The 24,072-nt window shown below is 63.1% G+C and carries 18 protein-coding genes; 7 read left to right on the forward strand and 11 right to left on the reverse strand.

What is annotated here, in order from left to right; translation table 11 throughout:
• The first annotated feature begins 144 nt into the window (after positions 1-144).
• The 5 genes from AC2CGI_RS19035 (at position 145) to AC2CGI_RS19055 (ending at position 6,313) form a co-directional block, all read left to right on the forward strand.
• A complete protein-coding gene (locus AC2CGI_RS19035; protein WP_015376867.1) occupies positions 145-1,278 on the forward strand; it encodes a sugar diacid recognition domain-containing protein in 1,134 nt (377 codons plus the stop codon).
• 119 nt (positions 1,279-1,397) lie between these two features.
• Positions 1,398-2,663 carry a GntP family permease gene (locus AC2CGI_RS19040; RefSeq protein ID WP_015376868.1) on the forward strand — a complete coding sequence of 422 codons (1,266 nt, stop codon included), beginning with the start codon at positions 1,398-1,400 and terminating at the stop codon, positions 2,661-2,663.
• A gap of 9 nt (positions 2,664-2,672) precedes the next feature.
• On the forward strand, positions 2,673-3,836 hold the full coding sequence (locus AC2CGI_RS19045) for a glycerate kinase (RefSeq protein WP_015376869.1): 1,164 nt from the start codon (positions 2,673-2,675) through the stop codon (positions 3,834-3,836).
• Between the two features lie 119 nt (positions 3,837-3,955).
• Complete coding sequence (gene hemH, locus AC2CGI_RS19050; protein WP_004940253.1) at positions 3,956-4,918, forward strand: ferrochelatase; 963 nt, start codon at positions 3,956-3,958, stop codon at positions 4,916-4,918.
• Between the two features lie 90 nt (positions 4,919-5,008).
• Positions 5,009-6,313, forward strand: a complete 1,305-nt coding sequence (locus AC2CGI_RS19055) for an inosine/guanosine kinase (RefSeq protein ID WP_004940249.1) — start codon at positions 5,009-5,011, stop codon at positions 6,311-6,313.
• A gap of 54 nt (positions 6,314-6,367) precedes the next feature.
• Here the strand turns inward: AC2CGI_RS19055 and ybaL are convergent, their stop codons facing one another.
• Together ybaL and AC2CGI_RS19065 are read right to left on the reverse strand one after the other, a co-directional pair.
• Positions 6,368-8,059: a YbaL family putative K(+) efflux transporter gene (gene ybaL, locus AC2CGI_RS19060; RefSeq protein ID WP_004940247.1), complete on the reverse strand. Its 1,692-nt coding sequence runs from the start codon at positions 8,057-8,059 to the stop codon at positions 6,368-6,370.
• A 245-nt stretch (positions 8,060-8,304) separates the two neighbouring features.
• Positions 8,305-9,525 carry an MFS transporter gene (locus AC2CGI_RS19065; RefSeq protein WP_004940244.1) on the reverse strand — a complete coding sequence of 407 codons (1,221 nt, stop codon included), beginning with the start codon at positions 9,523-9,525 and terminating at the stop codon, positions 8,305-8,307.
• A gap of 178 nt (positions 9,526-9,703) precedes the next feature.
• Between AC2CGI_RS19065 and ushA the strand changes: the two genes are divergently transcribed.
• Together ushA and dacB are read left to right on the forward strand one after the other, a co-directional pair.
• A complete protein-coding gene (gene ushA / locus AC2CGI_RS19070; RefSeq protein WP_076740500.1) occupies positions 9,704-11,356 on the forward strand; it encodes a bifunctional UDP-sugar hydrolase/5'-nucleotidase UshA in 1,653 nt (550 codons plus the stop codon).
• A gap of 148 nt (positions 11,357-11,504) precedes the next feature.
• Entirely contained in the window at positions 11,505-12,971 is a 1,467-nt protein-coding gene (dacB, locus tag AC2CGI_RS19075) for a D-alanyl-D-alanine carboxypeptidase/D-alanyl-D-alanine endopeptidase (protein WP_076740499.1), read from the forward strand.
• A gap of 10 nt (positions 12,972-12,981) precedes the next feature.
• Here the strand turns inward: dacB and ybaK are convergent, their stop codons facing one another.
• The 9 genes from ybaK to pigI all read right to left on the reverse strand — a co-directional run bounded on the left by ybaK (position 12,982) and on the right by pigI (position 24,068).
• Positions 12,982-13,461 carry a Cys-tRNA(Pro)/Cys-tRNA(Cys) deacylase YbaK gene (gene ybaK / locus AC2CGI_RS19080; RefSeq protein ID WP_004940240.1) on the reverse strand — a complete coding sequence of 160 codons (480 nt, stop codon included), beginning with the start codon at positions 13,459-13,461 and terminating at the stop codon, positions 12,982-12,984.
• A gap of 228 nt (positions 13,462-13,689) precedes the next feature.
• Positions 13,690-14,496, reverse strand: coding sequence for a TraB/GumN family protein (locus AC2CGI_RS19085; RefSeq protein WP_015376874.1), 807 nt, complete (start codon positions 14,494-14,496; stop codon positions 13,690-13,692).
• A 133-nt stretch (positions 14,497-14,629) separates the two neighbouring features.
• The gene (gene copA / locus AC2CGI_RS19090) at positions 14,630-17,341 is read right to left on the reverse strand and encodes a copper-exporting P-type ATPase CopA (RefSeq protein WP_076740498.1); all 2,712 of its coding nucleotides are present in this window, start codon (positions 17,339-17,341) and stop codon (positions 14,630-14,632) included.
• Positions 17,342-17,546: 205 nt separating this feature from the next.
• Entirely contained in the window at positions 17,547-18,275 is a 729-nt protein-coding gene (locus tag AC2CGI_RS19095; RefSeq protein WP_021504656.1) for a DUF1295 domain-containing protein, read from the reverse strand.
• 18 nt (positions 18,276-18,293) lie between these two features.
• Positions 18,294-19,352, reverse strand: coding sequence for a nitroreductase family protein (locus AC2CGI_RS19100; RefSeq protein WP_076740497.1), 1,059 nt, complete (start codon positions 19,350-19,352; stop codon positions 18,294-18,296).
• Positions 19,349-19,996, reverse strand: a complete 648-nt coding sequence (locus AC2CGI_RS19105; protein WP_075685309.1) for a 4'-phosphopantetheinyl transferase family protein — start codon at positions 19,994-19,996, stop codon at positions 19,349-19,351. Before AC2CGI_RS19105 ends, AC2CGI_RS19100 begins: the two co-directional genes overlap by 4 nt.
• A complete protein-coding gene (locus AC2CGI_RS19110) occupies positions 19,980-20,294 on the reverse strand; it encodes a RedY-like protein (RefSeq protein WP_004940233.1) in 315 nt (104 codons plus the stop codon). The genes AC2CGI_RS19105 and AC2CGI_RS19110 overlap by 17 nt, the downstream gene beginning before the upstream one ends.
• Before the next feature lie 13 nt (positions 20,295-20,307).
• Positions 20,308-22,596: a prodigiosin MBC biosynthesis protein PigJ gene (pigJ, locus tag AC2CGI_RS19115; protein WP_076740496.1), complete on the reverse strand. Its 2,289-nt coding sequence runs from the start codon at positions 22,594-22,596 to the stop codon at positions 20,308-20,310.
• Entirely contained in the window at positions 22,593-24,068 is a 1,476-nt protein-coding gene (pigI, locus tag AC2CGI_RS19120) for an L-proline--[L-prolyl-carrier protein] ligase PigI (RefSeq protein WP_226882938.1), read from the reverse strand. The genes pigJ and pigI overlap by 4 nt, the downstream gene beginning before the upstream one ends.
• Positions 24,069-24,072 lie beyond the last annotated feature (4 nt).

A 24,072-nucleotide genomic window follows, 5' to 3' on the forward strand; every position in this document is an offset into this window, starting at 1 on the left:
GCCGGGCCCGTGGCCCGGCGTTTTTTTTTGCCGTTTTCCCGTTAAATTGTGATCGCGGCGGCTTGTTGCAACCGTGCCCGTTAATCGCCCGCGCCAAATGGCGTATAACAAGCCTGCGTTTTCACCCTCAGCAGGGAGCCGGGCATGCTCAGACAAACCACTCTTCTGGCGGAAGCCACCGCGCGCCAGATCGTCCAGCGGGCGATGGGCATCATCAGCCATTCCGTCAACGTGATGGACAGCAACGGCGTGATCATCGCTTCCGGCAATCCGCAGCGTCTGTTTCAGCGCCATGAGGGCGCGGTGCTGGCGTTGGCGGAGAATCGGGTGGTGGAGATCGATCGCGCCACCGCCGAGCATCTGAAAGGGGTGCGGCCTGGCATCAACCTGCCGTTCAGCTTTCGTAATCAGCGAGTGGGGGTGATCGGCATTTCCGGCGAGCCGGCCGAGGTGCGCGCCTACGCCGAGCTGGTCAAGATGGCGGCGGAGATGATGGTGGAGCAGGCGGCGCTGCTGGATCAGCACCAGTGGGAAAAACGCTACCGGGAAGAGCTGGCGAATCAGCTGCTGCAGCCGCAGCCGAACACCGCGTCGCTGGAGGCGATGGCGGCGTATCTGGGGTTGGATCTGCGCCAGGCGCGCATCGTCTGGATCGTCGAACTGCAAGAGGCGCAGCCGCACCTGCTGCGCGAGCTGTTGGCGGAGCTGGAGGCCACCCAGCGCGACGCGTTGATCGCCATTACCGGCTTCAATGAAATGACTCTGTTGCGCCCGGCCTGCATGGCTCAGGGCGAATGGAGTTTGAAGCTGGAGCGCCAACAGGCGCAGCGTCTGCAAAACCAGCTCAAGCACCGCTTTCGGGTGCGGCTGATCGTCGGCGGTTTCTACGACGATCCGCAAAGCGCCTACCGCTCCAGCCTGACCGCGCGCGCCACCCAGGCGATGGCGCAGCGCCTGAAATTGCGTCACGCCACGCTGTTCTACCACGACTATCCGCTGCCGTCGCTGCTGTGCGATCTCGGGGAGGACTGGCGCGCGCAAGAGCTGGGGCGTCCCTGGCGAACGCTGGGCGAACAGGACGAAAAAAACGTGCTGCGCAGCACGCTGCGCCACTATTTTTCGCAGAATTGTGATCAGACGCAGACCGCCGCGCAGCTGCATATTCACGTCAATACCCTGCGTTATCGCCTGCAGCGCATCGAGGCAATAACCGGCATGAAAATCAATCAATTAACCGATGCTCTGCGGTTGTATATCGGCATGCTGATGCACGACTGAATTGTGCCAACCCACAAATTCCGCGCCGTTCCCCCGGCGATTTTTTGTTGTTTTCCCTCAGGTCTGCGCCGGGCGCGCGCGATATGTTGGCCTGCACATCAACCACGGAGAAAACAACAATGACAACCGTATCCACTCTGGGGGCGCTGGTGGCGTTAGCCGTCGCCATCGTCCTGATTCTACGCAAGGTGCCGCCGGCTTACGGCATGATTGCCGGCGCGCTGGCGGGCGGGCTGTGCGGCGGCGCCGATCTGGTGCAGACCGTGACGCTGATGATCGGTGGGGCGCAGGGCATCACCAACGCCGTGATGCGCATTCTGGCGGCGGGGGTGCTGGCCGGGGTGCTGATCGAATCCGGCGCGGCGCACACCATCGCCGAAACCATCGTGCGCAAGGTGGGCGAAACCCGCGCGCTGCTGGCGCTGGCGGTGGCTACACTGATCCTGACGGCGGTGGGGGTGTTTATCGACGTGGCGGTGATCACCGTCGCGCCGATCGCCCTGTCGATCGCCCAGAAGGCCGGCATTTCACGCGCGGCGATCCTGCTGGCGATGATCGGTGGCGGCAAGGCCGGCAACGTGATGTCGCCCAACCCGAACACCATCGCGGCGGCGGACAATTTCCACGTGCCGCTCACCTCGGTGATGATGGCCGGCATCGTGCCGGGGCTGTGCGGCCTGGTGGTGGCCTATCTGCTGGCGCGCCGCCTGAGCGATAAAGGCAGCAAGGTGATGGCCGAAGAGCTGACTCAGCATGCCGAAGGGGCGCGGCCGGGCTTCGCGGCGGCGATCAGCGCGCCGCTGGTGGCGATCCTGCTGCTGTCGCTGCGGCCGATCGCCGGGATCGCCGTCGATCCGCTGATCGCGTTGCCGGCCGGCGGTTTGGCGGGCGCGCTGTTGATGGGGCGCATTCGCCAGTGCAATCAGTTTATGGTCTCCGGCCTGTCGCGCATGGCGCCGGTGGCGATCATGCTGCTCGGCACCGGCACGCTGGCGGGCATCATCGCCAACTCGGCGCTGAAGGATGTCCTGATTAACGGCTTAACGCACACCGGGCTGCCGGCCTGGCTGCTGGCGCCGCTGTCCGGCGCGCTGATGTCGATGGCGACCGCGTCGACCACCGCCGGCACCGCCGTCGCCTCCGGGGTGTTCAGCTCCACGCTGCTGGAACTGGGGGTGAGCGGGCTAGCCGGCGCGGCGATGATCCACGCGGGCGCCACGGTGCTGGATCACCTGCCGCACGGCAGCTTCTTCCACGCCACCGGCGGCAGCGTCAATATGGCGGTGCACGAGCGGCTGAAGCTGCTGCCGTATGAGACGCTGGTGGGGTTCACCATCGCGGCAATCTCGGCGCTGATGTTTGGCGTATTTAACCTGGCGGGATAAGGAACAGTGATGAAAACGCTGAAAAAAGTGGTTATTGCCCCGGATTCTTTCAAAGAGAGCCTGAGCGCGCTCGGCGTCGCCGACGCCATCGAGCGGGGATTCCGCCAAATCTACCCGCAGGCGCACTACGTGAAGTTGCCGATGGCGGATGGCGGTGAAGGCACGGTGGAGTCGATGGTGGCGGCCACCGGCGGCGAGATCGTCCAGGTGACGGTCACCGGGCCGCTGGGGGAGCCGGTGCAGGGATTCTATGGCCTGCTGGGCGATGGCGAAACCGCGGTGATTGAAATGGCCGCCGCCTCCGGGCTGCATCTGGCGCCGCCCGGCCGGCGCGATCCGCGCATCACCACCAGTTACGGCACCGGCGAACTGATGTTGGCGGCGCTGGAACGCGGCGTGAAGGCGATCATTCTCGGCATCGGCGGCAGCGCCACCAACGACGGCGGCGCCGGGATGATGCAGGCGCTGGGCGTTAAATTGCTGGATAAGGATCGTCGCCCGCTGCCGGTGGGCGGCGCGGCGCTGGCGCAGCTGGCGCACCTCGATCTCGCCGGGTTGGACGCGCGCTGGCAACGGGTGAGCGTGACCGCCGCCTGCGACGTCGATAACCCGCTGTGCGGCGAAAAGGGCGCCTCGGCGGTGTTCGGGCCGCAGAAGGGGGCGACGCCGGAGATGGTGGCGCAGCTCGATGCGGCGCTGCACCACTACGGCGAGCTGCTGGAACGGGAAACTGGCCGCGCCGTGCTCACCCAGCCGGGCGCGGGGGCGGCGGGCGGCATGGGGGCGGCACTGCTCGGCATGCTCAGCGCGCGCTTGCGGCCGGGCATCGAGATCGTCACCGAAACTCTGCGTCTGGATGAGGCGGTGCGCGATGCCGATCTGGTGATCACCGGCGAAGGGCGGCTGGACAGCCAGTCGATTCACGGCAAAACGCCGATCGGCGTGGCGCGGGTGGCCAAGCGCCACGGCGTGCCGGTGATCGCCATCGCCGGCAGCCTGACGCCGGATTATTCGGTGGTGCATCAGCACGGCATCGATGCGGCGTTTTCGGTGCTCGATCGCATCGTGACGCTGGAAGAAGCGCTGACGGACGCCGATCGCAATCTGCAGGTGACGGCGCGCAACGTGGCGGCGGTATGGCAGCTGGCGCAGGGAAGAAGCCCACAGGCATAGCCTGTTGCTGTTATCGGTTTCGATGCAGGACTTTTCCGTTACAATAGCCGGCATTAATGGCTGCTGACATCCCGACCCAGAACGGAATGCCGGCCGGAAAGGAAATGAGGGGAACTGAGATGAAGCAAGAGAAACACGGCGTATTGCTGGTGAACCTGGGCACGCCAGATGCGCCGACCTCGTCGGCGGTCAAACGCTATCTGAAGGAATTCCTCAGTGACGATCGCGTGGTCGACACGGCGCCGCTGATTTGGTGGCCGATCCTCAACGGCGCGATCCTGCCGATCCGCTCACCGCGCGTGGCGAAACTCTATCAGTCGGTGTGGATGGAAGAGGGCTCGCCACTGCTGGTGTACAGCCGCCGCCAACAGCGGGCGCTGGCGGCGCGCATGCCGAATACGCCGGTGGAGCTGGGCATGAGCTACGGTTCGCCAAGCCTGGCGGAAGCCATCGACAAGCTGCTGGCGCAGGGCGTGACCAACCTGGTGGTGCTACCGCTCTATCCGCAATATTCCTGTTCCACCAGCGCGGCGGTATGGGATGGCGTGGCGCGGGTGCTGAAAGGTTATCGCCGCTTGCCGTCGGTGGCCTTCATTCGCGACTACGCCGAACACCCGGCCTATATCGCCGCGCTGCAGCAAAGCGTGGAGCGCTCGTTCGCCGAGCACGGCCAGCCGGACCGGCTGGTGTTGTCGTTCCACGGCATCCCCAAGCGCTATGCGCGGCTCGGCGACGACTACCCGCAGCGCTGCGAGGATACGCTGCGCGCGCTGAGCGCCACGCTGCCGCTGGCGCCGGAGCGGGTGATGATGACGTACCAATCGCGCTTCGGCCGCGAGCCGTGGCTGACGCCGTACACCGATGAAACCCTGAAGGGGTTGCCGGCGCAGGGCGTGAAGCACATTCAACTGATTTGCCCCGGCTTCTCGGCAGACTGCCTGGAAACGCTGGAAGAGATCAAAGAGCAGAACCGCGAGATCTTCCTTAAGGCCGGCGGCGAGAAGTTTGAATATATCTCGGCGTTGAACGACGAGCCGGCGCATATCGACATGATGCAGCAGCTGGTGGCGCAGCGTCTGTAATCATCCATAATCTGTCTATTAGGTGCATCGTGATCGGGCGGGGATGTGTTAACATTCTCCGCTTGTTAAACCGTCACCACCGCCAATCACATGAAATTTCCTGGTAAACGCAAGTCCAAACACTATTTTCCGGTGAGCGCCCGCGATCCGCTTCTGCAGCAGGCCCAGCCCGAAAGTGAAATCAGCACCTCGTATATTGTCGGCATCGACCAGACGCTGGTGGATATCGAGGCAAAAGTGGACGATGCTTTTGTCCAGCGTTACGGCCTGAGCCTGGGCCACTCTTTGGTGATCGAAGACGACGTCGCCGAGGCGCTGTATCAGGAACTGAATGAAAACAACCTGGTCACCCATCAGTTCGCCGGCGGCACCATCGGCAATACCATGCACAACTATTCGGTGCTGGCGGACGACCGTTCGGTGCTGCTCGGCGTGATGTGCAGCAACGTGAAAATCGGCAGCTACGCCTACCGTTATCTGTGCAATACCTCCAGCCGCACCGATCTTAACTATTTGCAGGGCGTTGATGGCGCCATCGGCCGCTGTTTCACGCTGATCGGCGAAAGCGGCGAGCGCACCTTCGCCATCAACCCCGGCCAGATGAACCAGCTGCGCCCGGAAAGCATTCCTGAAGAGGTGATCGCCGGCGCGTCGGCGCTGGTGCTGAGTTCTTACCTGGTGCGCTGCAAGGAAGGGGAGCCGATAAAGGACGCTACCCTGCAGGCGATCGAGTACGCCAAAAAACACGATGTGCCGGTGGTGCTGACCCTGGGCACCAAGTACGTCATTGCCGACAACCCGCAGTGGTGGCGCGACTTCCTGAAGGAAAATGTGACGATTCTGGCGATGAACGAAGACGAAGCGCTGGAGCTGACCGGGCTGAGCGATCCGCTGACCGCCTCGGACATGGCGCTGGAGTGGGTGGATCTGGTGCTGTGCACCGCCGGGCCGAATGGCCTGTATATGGCGGGCTACACCGAAGAAGCCAATAAGCGCCAGACCCAGCACCCGCTGCTGCCGGGGCATATCGCCGAGTTCAACCGCTACGAGTTCAGCCGCGCCATGCGCCGCGAGCACTGTGAAAATCCGCTGCGCGTTTATTCGCATATCGCGCCGTATATGGGCGGGCCGGAGAAGATCATGAACACCAACGGCGCCGGCGACGGCGCGCTGTCGGCGTTGCTGCACGATATCGCCGCCAACGGCTATCACCGCCACAACGTGCCGAACTCCAGCAAGCATGTGCGCAGTTACCTGACCTACTCCTCCCTGGCGCAGGTGTGCAAATACGCCAACCGCGTCAGCTACCAGGTGTTGAACCAGCATTCGCCACGCCTCACGCGCGGCCTGCCGGAGCGGGAAGACAGCCTGGAAGAGTCCTACTGGGAGCGTTAACCCGCTGAAAAAGAAAAGGTCCGGCATGCCGGACCTTTTTTTATGCGCGGTGCCTCAGATCGGGCAGCCGCCCATTTTTTCTTCTTCGCTCAGGGTGTCCAGCTGCAGGATGTTCAGCATGCTGTTGGCGATCTCGCGTTCGCCCATGACCACCTGATTGGCGCCGCGATCGGTGATGTAGGCCACTTCATCGTCGTAGTGGGCGCGGGCGATGATCTCGATATTCGGCCGCTTGGCGCGCGCCGAGGCGACGATCTCGCCGGCCTCGTAGCCGTTGGGGATGGTCAGCAGCAGCCAGCGCGCGCAGTCGAGCCTAGCCAGATCCATCACTTCCGGATTGGCGGCGTTGCCCAGCACCGTCTTGATACCCTGTTCGCGCAACGCTTCCACCCGCGGGCGGGAATTCTCGATCACCACCAGCGGAATGCCCGCCTCGGCCAGTTTGCCGCCCAGCAGGCTGCCGACGCGGCCGTAACCGACCACCAGCGCGTGATTGCACATATCCACCGGGATCTGTTTCTCTTCTTCCACCGCCTCTTCGAGGATTTGCTCTTCGATGGTTTCGGTTTTGGCCAGATAGCGTTCCAGCAGGGTGAACAACAGCGGGTTGAGCATGATGGACAGAATGGCGCCGGCCAGCACCAGATTGCGGCCGTGCTCCGACATCATGCCGAGCGCGATGCCGAGGCCCGCCAAAATAAAGGCGAACTCGCCGATCTGTGCCAGGCTGGCGGAAATGGTCAGCGCGGTGCGCTTGGAGTGACCGAACATTTTCACCAGCAGGAACGCGGCGGCGGATTTGCCGAACACGATGATCGCCAGCGTCGCCAGCACCGCCAGCGGTTCGTTAATCACGATCATCGGATCGAACAGCATGCCGACCGAGACGAAGAACAGCACCGCGAACGCGTCGCGCAGCGGCAGGGTGTCGTGCGCTGCGCGGTGGCTCAGCTCGGACTCGTTCAGCACCATGCCGGCGAAGAAGGCGCCCAGCGCAAAGGAGACGTCGAACAGCTTCACCGCGCCGTAGGCGATGCCGAGCGCCAGCGCCAATACCGCCAGGGTGAACAGCTCGCGCGAGCCGGTGCTGGCGGTTTTCGACAGGATCCACGGCACCAGGCGGCGGCCGACCACGATCATCAGCGCGATGAAGGCGATGACTTTACCGATGGTCAGCGCCAGCTCCATCAGCAGCTGGCTGCTGCTGGCGTTGTCATTGCCCAGCATATTGCCGAAGGCCGGCAACAATACCAGCGTCAGCACCATCGCCAAATCTTCGACGATCAGCCAGCCGATGGCGATTTGCCCGCGCTGGCTGTCGATCAGTTGCCGTTCCTCCAGGGCGCGCAGCAGCACCACGGTGCTGGCGGTGGAGAGGCAGAGGCCGAACACCAGACCGGAGATCAGATCCCAGCCGAGCAGCTTGGACAGCCCCATGCCGAGCAGGGTAGCGACGGCTATCTGCGCCACGGCGCCGGGAATGGCGATAGATTTTACTGCGAGGAGGTCTTTCAAAGAGAAGTGCAGGCCAACACCGAACATCAACAGGATAACGCCGATTTCCGCCAGTTCCGGCGCCAGTGAGGTGTCGGCGACGAAACCGGGGGTGAACGGGCCGGCGAGCACCCCTGCGGCCAGATACCCCACCAGAGGGGAGATGCGCAGGCGGTTCGCCAGCATGCCGAGGAGGAAGGCGAGTACTAACCCTCCGACGATGGTGGTGATGAGCGGTGTTGAATTATGCATCCATACTCCTTCTGGCTATGCATCGCGGCACGGGAGAAACGCAACAAAGTTACGAAAAGATACATTTAGTTTATTGCATTTGTTCGCGGCTTGCTTGGCTAATTTGGCCTTTTTTGTAAAAAAGCAGAGGATTTCACTTAAGGCATGGCAATGAGGGGGTTTTGTGGCAGATAAACCAAATAACATTGATTTATCCGTAGGATAACCCGGATGAATAAATAATTTCATCCGGGCAGACAGCGGGGTTATTGCGCTTTATGCTCCATATTGGGCAGTAGCGCGGTAATAATGCCGATCAGTGGCAGGAAAGCACAGATTTGGTAGACCAGTTCGATACTGGTCAAATCGGCGACATAACCAAGAACTGCCGCACCTAACCCGCCCATACCGAAAGCAAAACCGAAGAATAAGCCGGAAACCATGCCCACTTTACCGGGGATCAGCTCCTGAGCGTAGACCAGAATGGCGGAGAACGCCGAGGCGAGAATAACCCCGATGATCACCGTCAAAATGCCGGTCCAATAGAGGGATGCATAGGGTAAAACAAGGGTAAATGGTGCAGCGCCGAGAATAGAGCCCCAAATCACGTATTTACGCCCTATCTTGTCGCCAAGAGGCCCGCCGATAATGGTGCCTGCTGCTACCGCAAACAGGAAGGCGAACAGGTGAATTTGGGCATTCTGCACCGAAACACCGAACTTATGTATCAGATAAAAGGTGTAATAGCTGCTGATGCTGGCCAGATAGAAGTATTTGGAGAAAATCAGCACCAGCAGGATGCCCAGCGAGTAGGCCACGGTACGTTTTGGCAGCGGTTTCAGCAGCGACGGGCTTTTCGGCTGCCCTTTAGTTGCCCGATGCTGATGTTGATACCACTTGCTGACCTGCAGCAACACCACGATCGCCAGCAGTGCCGCCAGTGAGAACCAGGCGACGTTGCCCTTGCCGTAAGGCGCGATGATCAGCGCCGCCAGCAGCGGGCCGAGCGAGCTGCCGAAGTTGCCGCCGACCTGGAACAGCGACTGCGCCAGGCCGTGCCGCCCGCCGGAGGCCATGCGCGCCACGCGCGAGGATTCCGGGTGGAAGACCGATGAGCCGGTGCCCACCAGCGCCGCCGCCAGCAGCACCAGCGGGAAGGTGCTCGCCACCGACAGCAGCAGCAGGCCGGACAGGGTAAAGCCCATGCCGATCGGCAGCGAGTAAGGCTGCGGGTGTTTATCGGTGTAATAGCCGATCAGCGGTTGCAGCAGCGAAGCCGTTAGCTGATAGGTCAGGGTAATCATGCCGATCTGCACGAAGCTGAGGTGGAAATCGGCTTGCAGGATCGGGTAAATCGCCAGGATCAGCGACTGGATCATATCGTTGAGCAGGTGAGACACGCTGATGGCGCCAAGGATGGAGAAGGCGGTGCCTTTCACCGCACTGCCTTTGGCGGGCGGTATCGCGCTTTGGCTACTGTCGGTCATATTATTATTAGCCTGGTAAGTTGTTGAGCACAGAGATGACATCTTAGGCAGGACGTTCAATTTTTACCATATCTGAAATAATCAGACTCACATCGCAAAAAATTGAAATCAGCTGTCATTAATTCGCGCTACAATTTCGGCCTCATCATAAAAGCCATTTAATACACGGAGATCCGCCATGCGTTTTTCGCTGAAAACCACCGCATGCGCGTTGGCCGTTTCCCTGACGTTGCTGTCGGGGGCCGCCAGTGCCTGGGAAAAGGATAAGACCTACGCCATCACCATTCTGCACACCAACGATCATCACGGTCACTTCTGGCAGAACGATCACGGCGAATATGGCCTGGGCGCGCAGAAAACGCTGGTGGACGGCATTCGTCAGGAAGTGGCGGCGCAGGGTGGCAGCCTGCTGTTGTTGTCCGGCGGCGATATCAATACCGGCGTGCCGGAATCGGATCTGCAGGACGCCGAGCCGGACTTCCGCGGCATGAACCTGGTGGGTTACGACGCGATGGCGATCGGTAACCACGAATTCGACAACCCGCTGAGCGTGCTGCGCCAGCAAGAGAAGTGGGCGACCTTCCCGCTGCTGTCCGCCAACATCTACCAGAAAAGCACCGGCCAGCGCCTGTTCAAGCCTTACGCCCTGTTCGACAAGCAGGGCATCAAGATCGCGGTGATCGGCCTGACGACCGACGATACCGCCAAGATAGGCAACCCGGAGTACTTCACCGACATGGAGTTCCGCGTGCCGGCGCAGGAGGCGAAGCAGGTGGTGGAGCAACTGCGTAAGGACGAGAAGCCGGACGTGATTATCGCCGCCACCCACATGGGGCACTATGACAACGGCGAACACGGCTCTAACGCGCCGGGCGACGTAGAGATGGCGCGCAGCCTGCCGGCCGGATATCTCGACATGATCGTCGGCGGCCACTCGCAGGATCCGGTGTGCATGGCCGGCGACAACCGCAAACAGGCGGATTATGTGCCGGGCACGCCGTGCTCGCCGGATCGCCAGAACGGCACCTGGATCGTGCAGGCGCACGAGTGGGGCAAATACGTGGGGCGCGCCGATTTCGAATTCCGCAACGGCGAGCTGAAGCTGGTGCATTATCAGCTGATCCCGGTGAACCTGAAGAAGAAAGTGGAGAAAGCGGACGGCACCAGCGAGCGGGTGTACTACACCCGGCAGATTGCGGAAGATCCGGCCATGATGAAGCTGCTGACGCCGTTCCAGGATAAGGGCAAGGCGCAGCTGGAAGTGAAGATCGGCAGCGTCAACGGCAAGCTTGAAGGCGACCGCAGCAAGGTGCGCTTCGTGCAGACCAACCTGGCGCGGGTGATGCTGGCCGCGCAGAGGGAGCGCGCCGACGCCGACTTCGCCGTGATGAGCGGCGGCGGGGTGCGCGATTCGATTGAAAGCGGCGATATCACCTACAAGAATGTGCTCAAGGTGCAGCCGTTCGGCAACACCCTGGTGCATGTCGATATGAAAGGCAGCGAGGTTGAGGAGTATCTGGCGGTGGTGGCCAACATGAAGCCGGATTCCGGCGCCTACGCCCAGTTCGCCAACGTCAGCCTGGTGGCGGACGGCAAGGGCGTCAGCGAGGTGAAGATCAATGGCCAGCCGCTGCAGGCGGATAAAATTTACCGCATGGCGACGCTGAACTTCAACGCGCTGGGCGGCGACGGCTATCCGAAGCTGGACGGGCTGCCGAGCTACGTCAACACCGGCTTTATCGACGCCGAAGTGCTGAAGCAATACATCGAGAAACACTCGCCGCTGGATGCGGCGGCTTACGAACCGAAGGGCGAAATCGTTTATCGCTAATCGCCACCGCAGCGGCCTGCCCCATGGGCGGGCCGCCTGTTTTCCCGCCGAAAACCCCGCCCCAAACGCACGCAAAAGTCGCCGCCGCCGCCTTCCAATGATAGCCTGAGCGACAATTTGGTTTTGATAACGCAAACAGGAAGATGACATGTTGAAAACCGCAGGCTGGCTGCTGCCCGCCATCGTGGCGCTGGCGGGGTGTTCGTCATCCGGCCAACGTCACGAACAAACCCTCAGCCAGGCGCTGGCGGCCATCGGCCAGGACAAGGCGCTGGTTGGGGCGTCGAGCGGCGTGATGGTGCGCGATGCCGAGAGTGGCAAGGTACTGTATCAGGCGCACGCGGATCAGCGTTTGGCGCCGGCTTCCAACATGAAGATGTTCACTTCTCTGGCGGCGTTCGGCGTGCTGGGGGCCGATTATCGCTTTGAAACCCGGCTGTTGACCGCCGGCGAGCAGCGCGGCGACACCTTGCGAGGGGATCTCTATCTGCAGGGCAGCGGCGATCCGACGCTGCATCCGGACGATCTCGACACCTTCGCCGCAGCGCTGGCGAAGCGCGGCATCCGTCATATACAGGGGCGGTTGTTGCTGGATGCCGGCGCCTTCGATCAGACGCCATTCGGCGCCGGTTGGAGCTGGGACGATGAACCTTTCGCCTTCGCTGCGCCGATCTCGGCGCTGAACTACGCCTTTACTCCCGGCGGCGATATCAACGTGGTGCAGGTGGCGGTGCGGCCGGGCGCCCGCGCCGGCGCGCCGGGACGGGTGAGCTTCTATCCCGCCAATGACGCGGTGACGCTGGTCAACCGCACCACCACCGGCAGTGACACCGCGCTGACGTACGAGCGCCGGCCGGGCAGCAACCGGATCGTGGTCAGCGGCACCATCGCCGCGCAGGCGGAGGCCAGCTCGCGATTGATTACCGTCGATCAACCGTTCCTTGTCGTCGGCGCTTTATTGCAACATGCTCTGCGCGCGCACGGCATCACCCTGCGCGGCAAGGTTGAAGAGGGCGTGACGCCGGCCGGCGCACAGCTGCTGGCGGAAAAAACCTCGCCGCCGCTCTCCCGCCTGGTCGTCACCTTCCTGAAAGTCTCCAATAACGGCTACGGCGAGATATTGACCAAGGCGATGGGCCGCAAGACGCAGGGTAAAGGGGATTGGGCCGCCGGCCTTCAGGCGATAAACGGATTTGTGCAAAGCCAGGGCGTCGCGGCCGACGCGTATCGCCAGGTGGACGGTTCCGGGCTGTCGCGCATGAACCAGATCACGCCGCAACAGCTGACGACGCTGCTGCTGGCGGCCAGAAAACAGCCGTGGTTTGCCGACTGGTATCACGCCTTGCCCGTCGCGGGCGAGCCGGGGTTGCTGGTGGGCGGCACGCTGCAAAGCCGCATGGTGAACAGCGCGGCGGCGGGGCGCGCCCACGCCAAGAGCGGTTCCATGACCGGCGTATCGTCGCTCAGCGGCTATGTCGATTCGGCGACCGGGCGGCCGCTGGCATTCGCCATCATCAGCAATAACTATCTGGTGCCCGGCGCGCAGGTGAAGGCGCTGGAGGACCGCCTGGTGGAGACGCTGGCGGCCTGTGACGCCACGGTGGTGTGCCGCTGAGCGCGCGGCGTCAGTCGCGTTTGGCGATGTCGGCGAAGCTGCCGGCCAGCAGGCGGCACAGATCGGCGGCGGCCAGTTCGATGTCCAGCCCGCGTTTGCCGCCGGAAACGTAGATGGTGGCGAACGCTTGCGCCGGGCTGTCGATCACCGTCGGCAGCCGTTTTTTCTGCCCCAGCGGGCTGATGCCGCCCACCAGATAACCGGTGACGCGCTGCGCCAACTGCGGATCGGCCATCTCGGCCTTTTTGGCGCCGAGCGCGCGGGCGACCTTCTTCAGGTCCAACTGGGTCGCGACCGGGGTGACTGCCACCGCCAGGTGTTTGGCGTCGCCGTTCAGCGCCACCAGCAAGGTTTTGTAAACCCGATCGGCATCCAGCCCCAGCTTTCTCACCGCCTCGTCGCCGAAGTTGGTTTCGTCGCTGTCGTGGTGATAAGGATGGAGGGTGAAGGCGACCTTTTGTTTCTCAAGCAGAACGACTGCGGGCGTCATGATGTGTTGTCCAAAATGTCCCCGGCGGGGAAAGGGTGATAACCAGCCTTAAAAATACAAAAATCCAACCTGCCCGGCAACCTGAGCGGCTGTTACATAAAGCGGGTTGCCAAGATATTCACCGGGTTGCTACCCTGTTTACTGTAACCGTTAACACGGTTGCTATGCGTATAACTAGAATACAAGAAATTCCTCTTTGACTGGCCAATAGCGATATTGGCCTCTTTTTTACCCCTGCGGCTGCAGCATCGCCGGCAGGTTATCCTCGCCGTACAGGTGCAATGCGCCAACCGCCACCACATAGTCACCGGCAGGCAGCGCCTCCAGCTGATGCCGCCAGTCGCGATTGCGCTGATGCATCAGCACGTCATACAGCCCGGCGCTGAAGGTGGCGGGCAGCGTGTCCAGCGTACCGCGCGGTTTGGCGTCCAGCCACCAGCTCACCATGGTTTGCAGCAGCCGCGCGTTGGTATGCCAGTGCTCCAGCGTATCGCGCAGCAGCGCAATGCCGCCCTCCGGCAATTGTTCCAGCATCGCCAGCTGCTGCTGCGCGCCTTCCAGCTCGATCACCGGTTTGTCCTGCGCCCGGGCGGCCTGCAGCAGCTGATAGTCCACGCCATATTCCGCGCGCAGCCCCAAACGCTGAGCCTGGCGCGCCTGCATCATCAGCGCCACCTGCCAGCCGGGCAGGGTAGCGAAGGCGTGCGGGTCGGCGCCCAGCTCATGGCACAGCGCCAGCAACCGTTGATATTCTTCGGCGGACAGGCGCTGTTCCAGCTCCGGCTGCAGCTCGGCGTGGTCGAAAGGGGAGGCGGAGTCGGTGATATCGGCTTCGACGATCAGCGCGTCGGCCTGCTGCAGCCGGGCGGCCAGCCGGGGCGGCAACGGCGACATATCGACGGTGCCCATATGGATGCTGCCCACCAGATGCAGCCGACGATCGCCAGGCAGGGTGATGTCCAACGCCGGATAAGCGTAACGCTTGGGCGAGATCAGGCCGAGAAAGGCGGCGAGGCGGCGTAACAGTTGACCCATACGGCGTGGCTCCTGAATAACGGGTGCGCGTTTCAGCATGAAAGGCGAGGGGAAATCGTTATTCATGCTAAACGCTATCCGCCGCGCAGGAAAGCCCGGAAAACAGCGGGGCGCCATGACGGCGCCCCGGCGATCACTTCTGCGGTTTAAAACGCAGCAACCGGTTGGCGTTGCTGACCACGGTAATGGACGACAGCGCCATCGCCGCGCCCGCCACCACCGGGCTGAGCAGCGTGCCGGTCAGCGGGTAGAGCACGCCGGCGGCGATCGGAATGCCCAGCGTATTGTAGATAAAGGCGCCGAACAGGTTCTGCTTCATGTTGCGCAGCGTGGCCTTCGACAGCTCCACCGCATCCGCTACGCCGTGCAGGCTGTGGCGCATCAGGGTGATGGCGGCGGTCTCGATGGCGATGTCGCTGCCGCCGCCCATCGCGATGCCCACGTCGGCCTGCGCCAGCGCCGGGGCGTCGTTGATGCCGTCGCCGACCATCGCCACGCGCTGGCCCTGCGCCTGCAACTGTTTGATCGCCGCCGCTTTGCCGTCCGGCAGCACGCCGGCAATCACCCGATCGATACCGGCCTCTTTGGCGATGGCGTTGGCGGTTACCGGGTTGTCGCCGGTCAGCATCACCAGCTGATACCCCTGCTGGTGCAGGCGCTGCAGCGCCGCGACGCTGTCCTCGCGCAGCGGATCGCGAATGGCGAACAGCGCGGCCGGTTTACCGTCCACGGCCAGCAGCACCGGCGTTACGCCGCGTTCGGCCTGGGCGCGCATCGGCGCATCCAGTTCGGCGGTCGCGACCTGATGCTGTTCCAGCAGCGCGGCGTTGCCCAGCAGCACCTGCACGCCGTCGATCTCCCCGCTGACGCCGGCGCCGCGCAGGGTGCGGAACTGCGCGACCTGCGGCAGCGTTTGCCCGGCGGCGCGTTCCATGATGGCGCGCGCCAGCGGGTGGTTGGAGCCTTGTTCCAGCGCGGCGGCCCAGCCGATCGCCTGCTGTTCGCTGACCTGATTGAAGGTCAGGATCTCCACCACCTGCGGTTTCCCTTCGGTCAGGGTGCCGGTTTTGTCGAACACCAGGGTGTCCAGTTGGCTGGCCTGCTGCAGGGCGTCGGCGTCGCGCACCAGCACGCCGAACTCCGCCGCGCGGCCGACGCCGGAGATGATCGACATCGGCGTCGCCAGACCCAATGCGCACGGGCAGGCGATGATCAGCACCGTGGTGGCGATCACCAGCGTATAGACCAGCTGCGGCTGCGGGCCAAAGAAGTACCATATCGCCGCGCTGAACAGGGCGATAGCCACTACCGCTGGCACGAACACCGCCGAGACGCGGTCAGCCAGTTGGCCAATCGCCGGTTTGCTGCTCTGCGCCTGACGCACCAGTTTGATGATGCGCGCCAGCGTGGTTTGGCTGCCGATGGCGGCGGCGCGGAACAGCACGCTGCCGTCGTCGACCACCGTCCCGGCATGTACCGTATCGCCGGCGCCTTTCTGCTGCGGCACCGCTTCGCCGGTCAGCATCGCTTCATCGAGCCAGACTTCGCCCTGTACGATTTCACCGTCGACCGGCACGCGATCGCCGGTAGTCAGCCGCAGCGTCATGCCGAGCTGCACCTCCGCCAGCGGGATATCGCGCTCACCGTCGTCGGTCACCAGCCGGGCGGTGGGCGGCGTCAGATCCAGCAGCCGCTCCAGCGCCTGTGAAGAACGCTGGCGAGCGCGCTGCTCCAGCGCATGGCCGAGGTTGATCAAACCGATGATCATCGCGCTGGCCTCGTAATAGAGGTGGCGCGCCGCCATCGGGAAGAAATCGGGCCAAACGTTGACGGCGATCGAGTAAAGCCAGGCGGCGCCGGTGCCGAGCGCCACCAGAGTATCCATGGTGGCGCTGCCGTTCATCAGCGCGCGCCAGGCGTTGCGGTAGAAGTGTCCGCCGGCGAACACCATCACCGCCAGGGTGATGACGCCGACCAGCAGCCAGGGGCGCTGGGTTTCCGGCGTCAGCGTCATGCTGCCGCCGAACAGCCCCCAGGCCATCAGCGGGATACCCAACGCCAGCCCCAGCGCCGCCTGCCAGCTAAAGCGCTTCATGTTGGCGCGTGCGGTCTGCTGCTGGCGTTCGCGACGTTCGGTCTCGTCCTGAATCATCTCGGCGCCGTAGCCGGCTTTTTCCACCGCCGCCACCAGCGCTTGCGCATCGGCGGCGCCGGTCACCAGCGCGCTGCGTTCCGCCAGGTTGACGCGCGCGTGCTCTACGCCGGGTACGCTTTGCAGCGCCTGCTGCACTTTATTGACGCAGCTGGCGCAGGTCATGCCGCTGAGCAGCAGCTGTACGCTGTCGTCCGCGCTGTCGGTTGCCGGAAGGGAAGGTTGCGCCGCTGGCTGAACGTCCGGCAACGAAGGTGTTGCGTCAGTCAACGGCTCAGTTTTTGGGGCGGCGGCGCCCGCCACGCTGGCGTGATAACCGGCGTGTTCTACTGCGGCGATCAGCGCCTGCGGATCGGCATCGCCGTACACTTTCGCGCTGTCGATCTCGACCTCGGCGGCGAACACGCCCGGCACCGCTTCCAGCGCCTTGCGGGTGCTGCCGACGCAGTGCATGCAGCTCAGGCCGCTCAGCTGCAGTTCGGTATCGGCGCGCGGCGCGACTTCGGCCTGATAACCGGCGGCGATCACGCTGTCGATCAATGCGCTGTCCGGCGCTTCGCCGGTCACTTTGGCGTAATGCACGTTAACGTCCGCCTGTTCGACATCGCTGCGGCTTTCCAGGGCTTTTTTCACCCGTTGCGCGCAGTTCATGCAGGACAGCCCCTGCAATGCCAGCATAGTGGTGTGTGACATGATTGGACTCCTTGCTTAAGGGCGGTGTTTAAAGGTTGACCGCCTGACCTGTTTTCACTAAGAAGGGAGCTTAAACCTTCCAGCAAGGGTAAGGTCAAGGCGGTTTTTACTTGCGCGGGCGTGACGGTCGTTTTGTGTTGTATAACAAGGTGTTTTATCGGCGGCAGCGCGGTCGGCTTGCCCGAGCCGCGCTGCCGCGTTGGGGTTACAGCACGAAAGGAATGAAACATTTAACCTGGCGTTTATAGTTGCGCCAAACCTCGCCGTAGCGCTTCTCTGCCATTTTCTCGCTTTTGGGAATGGCGTCGGCGAAATACTGCACCAGGTTAGTCAGCGGTGCGATCAGGCCAAACAGGTTGCCGGCAAGCAGCCCGAAGCTGACGAAAATAAGAAAGTCGCCGAAATAATTCGGATGGCGCGCCAACCCCCAAAAGCCACTGTTCAGCAGCCGGCCTTTATTGTTCGGATCCTGTTTGAAGCGCCGTTTTTGATAATCGCTGCCGAAGTGGAACAGCGTGCCTATCAGGTAGACCCCAATGGCCAGCCATTGCAGCGCGCCCCACGGCCCCTGCAGCTGGCTGGCCCAGTAGAAGGGCAGGCAGTACAGGCCGCCGAAGATCATGACCATCATCACCGCCAGCCATGGCACCTGCTGCGTGGGCATCACGTCCTTGAGTTTGGCCGCGGCGGTGTTGCCGTACCAACGTGTCAGCACGATGTTCATGCGCAGCAGGTACAGGCCGACCATGACAAGGATCAGGGCTTTGTGGCTCAGATCGCCCTCGCCGAAATAGCAATAGACCAGGGTAACCGGCCCCATGGCGTTGAACCCCCACAGAAACATCGGGCGAGTGTCCTGAGCGCCGCGGCTGGTAATAAACGCCAGCAGGGCAAGGATCAACAAAACAGCGGCCAAAGCAATCCATACGTTCATTGTGTTCTCCTCAACGGATTAGGGGGAATCGTTCCCCGGGGGCGCGCATTCGCCGGATGGCGGCGCGGTCAAAATGCTTTGCCAGCTGCGTCTGGGCGCTGCGCTGCCCCATTGTTGCAGGTGGCCGAAGCGGGCAAAAAACACCGGGGGAGCGCTGAGCGCCAGGGTTGCTGCGAGCTCGCGACGCGCCTCGGCGTGTTGCACCAGAACGCTGATCGGATGCAATCCCCAACCCCAGTGTTGCAGCGTGAGCCACAGACGTCCAAGCCGCATGCCGGTGGCGAACAGGTGCTCGGCACTTTCGTCGTTCAGACACAGCGCCAGGTATTGCGGGCCTTCCGCGACGCGTTGCGCCAGCCCTTGCGCCATATAAGCCGGCAAGCGCAGCCCGGTCGCCAGCCGGCTTAAGCGAGGATGAAACGCCACTTGGAAGAAGCGCTTGAATGCTGGGGATACCGGGCCAAACAGGTGGTGCAGGTGAAAACCGTCGTCGGTAGGCTGCCGTTCGTTGAAGCGGATGTATTGATAGGTTTCGCGCCAGGCTTGGCGATCCGAGAAATCGAGCGCGGCGTGACGAGCGGTGAGCTGCGCGACCCGACGGCGAGCGCGTTCGTCACCTGCGATACTGAGCGAACTCGCCGTTCCGTCGAACAAGGTCTGCAGCTGCATCCGCTGCGCTTCATTGATTGGCGTAGGCTGATAGGCCGCCCGTGCGGTATGCCGCTCGCCGATCAGCTGCGCCAATTGGCGATGGGCGGCGCGATCGGGCGCGGCAGGCGCGGCGGGGGCAAAGCTCAGTAAATGCGTGGAGCCATGCTCCCAACGCCAGGCGAGAGGCGTGCCTGCACAGTTGAGCAGCGCGCTGAGGTACTCGAAGAAAATCCCGCAGCTCATCAGCATCTCGCGTTCCAGCGAAGGCAGGCTCTGCAAAGCGCGACGGCGGTCGATAGCCAACCGGCCACATCGGGCGGCGGTGTCATAGTGGAGAGACCAGGGTTGGCAGTTGTGTGAAGAGGGCGCCTGCCGCGCGATGTCCACGGCCTGTTGCAGCGCCGCGGCGAAAAGGTCTTGGGTCATGATAAGGCTCCGAAAGCGGAAGGGGCGGGCAGGGAAAATACGGTAACGTTCGCTCTGAACGACATGCTTTCCTCCGCCGGAAAGCAGAGTGCGCATGCCCAGTCCAGGCTGCGCCACAGCCAGAAGCGTCTGCTCGCCAAACTGCCGTCGGCGCTTGAGACCAACCCGGTGTGCCAGTCGATGCCGATCGTCCGCAATTCGTAGGGCAGGCCGCGGCCGTGGCTTTTTAAAAATGCTTCGCGAATGGCCCAGACGGCGCAGGCCTGTATGCGTCCCAATCGCTGTTCCGCCTCGCCAAAGGCCCAGCGCAGCGCCGCGCCGGAGAAGGGGCGATAATGCTGCAGATCGATGCCGAGCGGGATATCGCCGGTGGCGCTGGCGTACCAGGCATGCGAATGGCTGAGAGAAACGTGGCGGCGTCCCAGCAGGAGGTGTTCGCCGAACGGTTGTCCACTCGCCTTATGGCGCAGCGTAAAGCCGGTCGCGTCCCCCCGGCACCATGTCCGGTTCAGCAGCGCGATGGCCTGTGCCCGCGCGTGGTTTTTCACCGCCGACAGATGCCGCAATCCCCGAACGGCGGCGCAGCGGTGGGGGCCGCCCAGCGCGATGACGATACGTGGCGCCACGCTAAGCTCGATAACCATCGGCGATGCGTTCTCCGCTGATTTCGTCAACGACTTCCGCCAACTGATTAAAGCGTTCAACCAGGCTTTGAAACAGCGGGGTTTGCATCTCGCGCTCGAACATTTTCAGCGAGTTCAGCTGAATGATTTCGATAAAGTGAAACGGCGCCTCCGCCGAAGGGCTGACTTCGATGACATCGAAGGCGCGTACCGCATCGAGGTGGCGACAAGCCTGGTAATCGGTCGTCTCCACCCAGTCGCGAAACGCGGCGCGGTGGGCGATGTCTTTTAGCCGAATCTTATGGACGATAATGTGCATCTGGGCGGCCTTTTTAAATGGGTTGATGGATAAGCAAATGGTAATTGATGCCACCGGTGCCAAAGCCGTTGATCGCCGCCCGACGCCCGTCTTCACCCTGTGGCCAGTCGAGCGCGATTTGTGGGATTTCGGCCGGGATCGCCGCCAGCGGCAGTTCGGCATTCAATGTCGCCACCGGCGTGGGCGGGATTTGACCGTGTTCGAAAGCGCTCAGCACTTTACACAGGCTGAGCGCACCGGCGCCGGCGAAACAGTGGCCGAAGTTGTACTTCACCGAACCGATGTACAAAGGGGCGCGTGCGGCGCGGTGATACCCCTGATGCAATGACGCGACTTCTGCCCGATCGCCCAGTTCGGTGCCGGTGCCGTGCGCTTCGAGATACTGTATCTGGCGCGCTTCGACGGCGCTCAGGCTCTGGGTTTTTTCGATTGCCAACGCCTGGCCCTCGGGATCGGGCGCGGTCATGGAATAGCTGTCGCAAGATCCCGATATCGCTTCGATGGTGGCGATGGCCCGCGATGTCGCCTGGCCGGTCAGAATGAAGAAGCCGCCACCGTCGCCGGGAGTAAAACCGTCGGCTTGTCGGGCGAAAGGTCGCATACGCGAAGCGGAAAGCATCATTTGCGCGCTGCACAGCACCATATCGCGTTCGAGCGTCGCCGTTTCTATGCCGCCGACGAGCACCGCATCGTAGCGGCCGGCCTGTAACGCCCTGACCGCATTGTGCAAGGCGGCCAGCGAACTGGCGCAGGCCGCCTCGACCGCGTAGCAGTCCGCCTCGACGCCGAGCTGTTGCGCCAACAGCTGCGCGGTGCCGAGGCCGCAGGCGCCATGCCAGCTCCAGCGGTTGATCGCGGGTTGGGGCGGTGGCGAAAGGGGGACGTCGGCGGAAGGCAATGCCGGCCACAGCGCGTTCATGGCCTGTTGTCGATCGGCGCTCAAAGACAGGTTGCTGGCGACGATAATGGCGATGCGTTCAAAGCGTCGCAGGCTGTCGGGCCACGCCGCGCAGCCGTTGAGGGCGTGCAGTTGTGTGACGTCGAGGCGCTGCTTTTTGGCCGGCATCATAGGCCGCGTCAGCTCAAGCCGCACCGGATCGTGCGTTGGGAAGCACATGGCATGAGCGGTGTAGGCGCTGAGCTTTTGCGGCGTGGGTCGCACGAAGGCGCCGGGGTGCAACTGCTCGGGGCTGTGATCGCGCAGGGCGTCCTCACCGTTGCGCAAGGCCTGCCAGAAACGCGCTTTATCCAGCCCCTGCGCGGTGATGGGCTGATAGTCGATGATGCTGATGCGTGGCGAAGCCGTCGGTTTTAATGAGGGGGGAGACGCCGCGTCAATCCGCCAGCGGTAGCCGGTGAACGAGTGGCCGGCGCACGTCTGTTGCCGTTGCAACAGCATGTCGAGGAGATGGCAGAAAACCTGATTGGCGCCGGCAAAATAGCCGGCGCTCGGCGCGGCATCCTGTCGTTCGGCGATCAGGGTCGACAATTGCGCTATCGCTGGCCATCCCTGTTCCTGAGCGACGTCCAACGGGCAAACGACCAGGCTGATCGCCCCCTCCAGCCAACAGGCCGAAGAGGAAACGCCCTGCGCCAACAGCATGTCCGCCTGGGGTTGATGGTGGAAGCATTGTACGGCGGTCAGCACCGCCATGCGGCTGTCGGCATGGCGAAAACAGTCTTGCGCCAACTGCAGCAAGCGCAGGCCGCCCAGATCGGCGCCGTCGAGGGTTTGGCATTTACCGCGCGTGCGGGCGAAATGGGCGATGCGCGCGGGAATGCTGGAGGCCATTTCCCCTACGCGATCGTGGGATGAACTGCCGAACGCCTGGGCCAGCGGCTGTTTGTAATCGTCAATCCGGCGCATGACCGCTGCCGGTGAGAGCCCCTGAGCGTCAAGCCGTTCGGCCAGCCTGCGCAGCGCGCCGATTTTGGTGGCGTTGCGATAGGCCGCATCACTGCCCAAATGGGTGGCGCAAAATTGATCGCAGCGGTCGCGCAACGCGTCGGATAACGTCAGATGCTGCATGGCGGCGGAGGCGGCCTGCAGCGCCAGGCGGGTCTCGCGGCTGACCGCCAGTCGAAACAGCGGCGGGATGGCGAATTTTTTGAAATCAAACGCGGCGTCGTCGATCTGGCGACCGCGGATCGGCGCGGCCGCATCGCTCCACGGCATCGGCGGCGGGGCGTCGAACAGCGCCGACCAGGCGGCGCCGTTGGACAGATCGATACGATCGATGCCGGGCAGTGCGCAGCCGATGCCGACCAGCACCAGCGGCGCGGCATGAATTTCCTGGTTCATCGCGCGTTCACCTCGGACAAACGTCCTCTGTCCACCTTGCCGTTGGCATTGGTGGGCAGACTGTCGGCGACCACCAGTTGGCTGGGGAGCATATAGGCGGGCAGCCTGGGCTGCAGGAACTGCTTGAGCTCCAGCAGGTTGGGGCGGAGCGCGCCGGGATGGAGGGTGATCACGGCTATCAGTCTTTGCTTCAGCTCGCCGAGCTCGACATACAGTGCGGCCTGGCTGACCGAGGGATGGTGATGAAGGATCGATTCAATCTCACCCAATTCCACCCGGTAGCCGTTGATTTTCACCATGTCGTCCAGCCGGCCGCGGTAGACCAGCCCATTCGCCGTCGTCTCCACCCAGTCGCCGGTCGCGTGACATTGGCGCGGATGCCATTGCGCTTGCCGCGATGAGGCGACGTTGCTGTAGCCGGGGGTCACGCACGGCCCGCCGATCAGCAATTCTCCGCGTCGGCCCGGCGTACCGTCAATCGGCTGCAGGCGCCCCTGTTCATCGACCAACTGCGCCGTCAAGCCGGGCAACGGATGGCCGATGGGGATCTGCTCCAGCGTCGCCAACTGCGTTCGATCCAGCGCGTAGGCGGTGCAGACATTGGTTTCCGTCGGGCCATACCAGTTGCTGACGCGGCACCGGGCCGGCAGATGCGCAACCAGACGCCTCAGCGCGGCGGCCGGATAAGGCTCACCGGCGAACGTGACCTGGCGCAGCGTTTTCACCGTCGATGGCGCCAGCAACGCGCTCTTTTCCAGCATGGCTAAAATCGAAGGTACGCTGTACCACAGAGTGACGCCGTGCGTTTGCAATCCGCGAACGAGAGCCTGGCAATCTTTCTGTTCATCTTCGCGCACGATCCAGGTCGCGGCGCCGGCGCAAACGCCGGCGAACAGATCGAAGGTGCTCAGATCAAAGGCGAAACTGGCATGATTGGCCAGCACGTCGCGCGCCGTCAGTTGCGTATCGCTGACGGCCCAGCCGATGAAAAACGTCAGCATGTCATGGGTGATTTGCACCCCTTTCGGGGTGCCTGTGGAGCCTGAAGTATAGAGAATGGCGGCGAGGGGGGAGCCGAGCGCGGCGATCGCTTCCGGCCAGGCGCCATCGAGATCGGTGCGGCCATCGAGCGCGCTCAACCAGCCCTCATCGACGATCAGCGCGGGTGAGGCGGCGGCGATAATGCGTTCGATGCGCGCCGTCGGTTGGCTGAAATCGATAGGGACATAGTGGTTGCCGCTCAGCCAACATGCGTACATGGCGGCGACGGCGTCGGGCCCTTTCTGCAGGTTGAGCAGCACGGCCTGCTGCTTTAACCCGGCATGTCGCAGCGCCGCCGCCATCATGCAGGCGCGATCGGCCAGGCGACGATAGCTCCAGCGCCGATCGCCGCACAGCAGAGCGGTGCTTTCCGGCGCTTGGCGGGCGTGCCGGAACAGGGCCTCCAGTATCGGTGAAATGAAGGTTGCCATGATG

The organism is Serratia sp. LSHTC3, assembly GCF_057197125.1.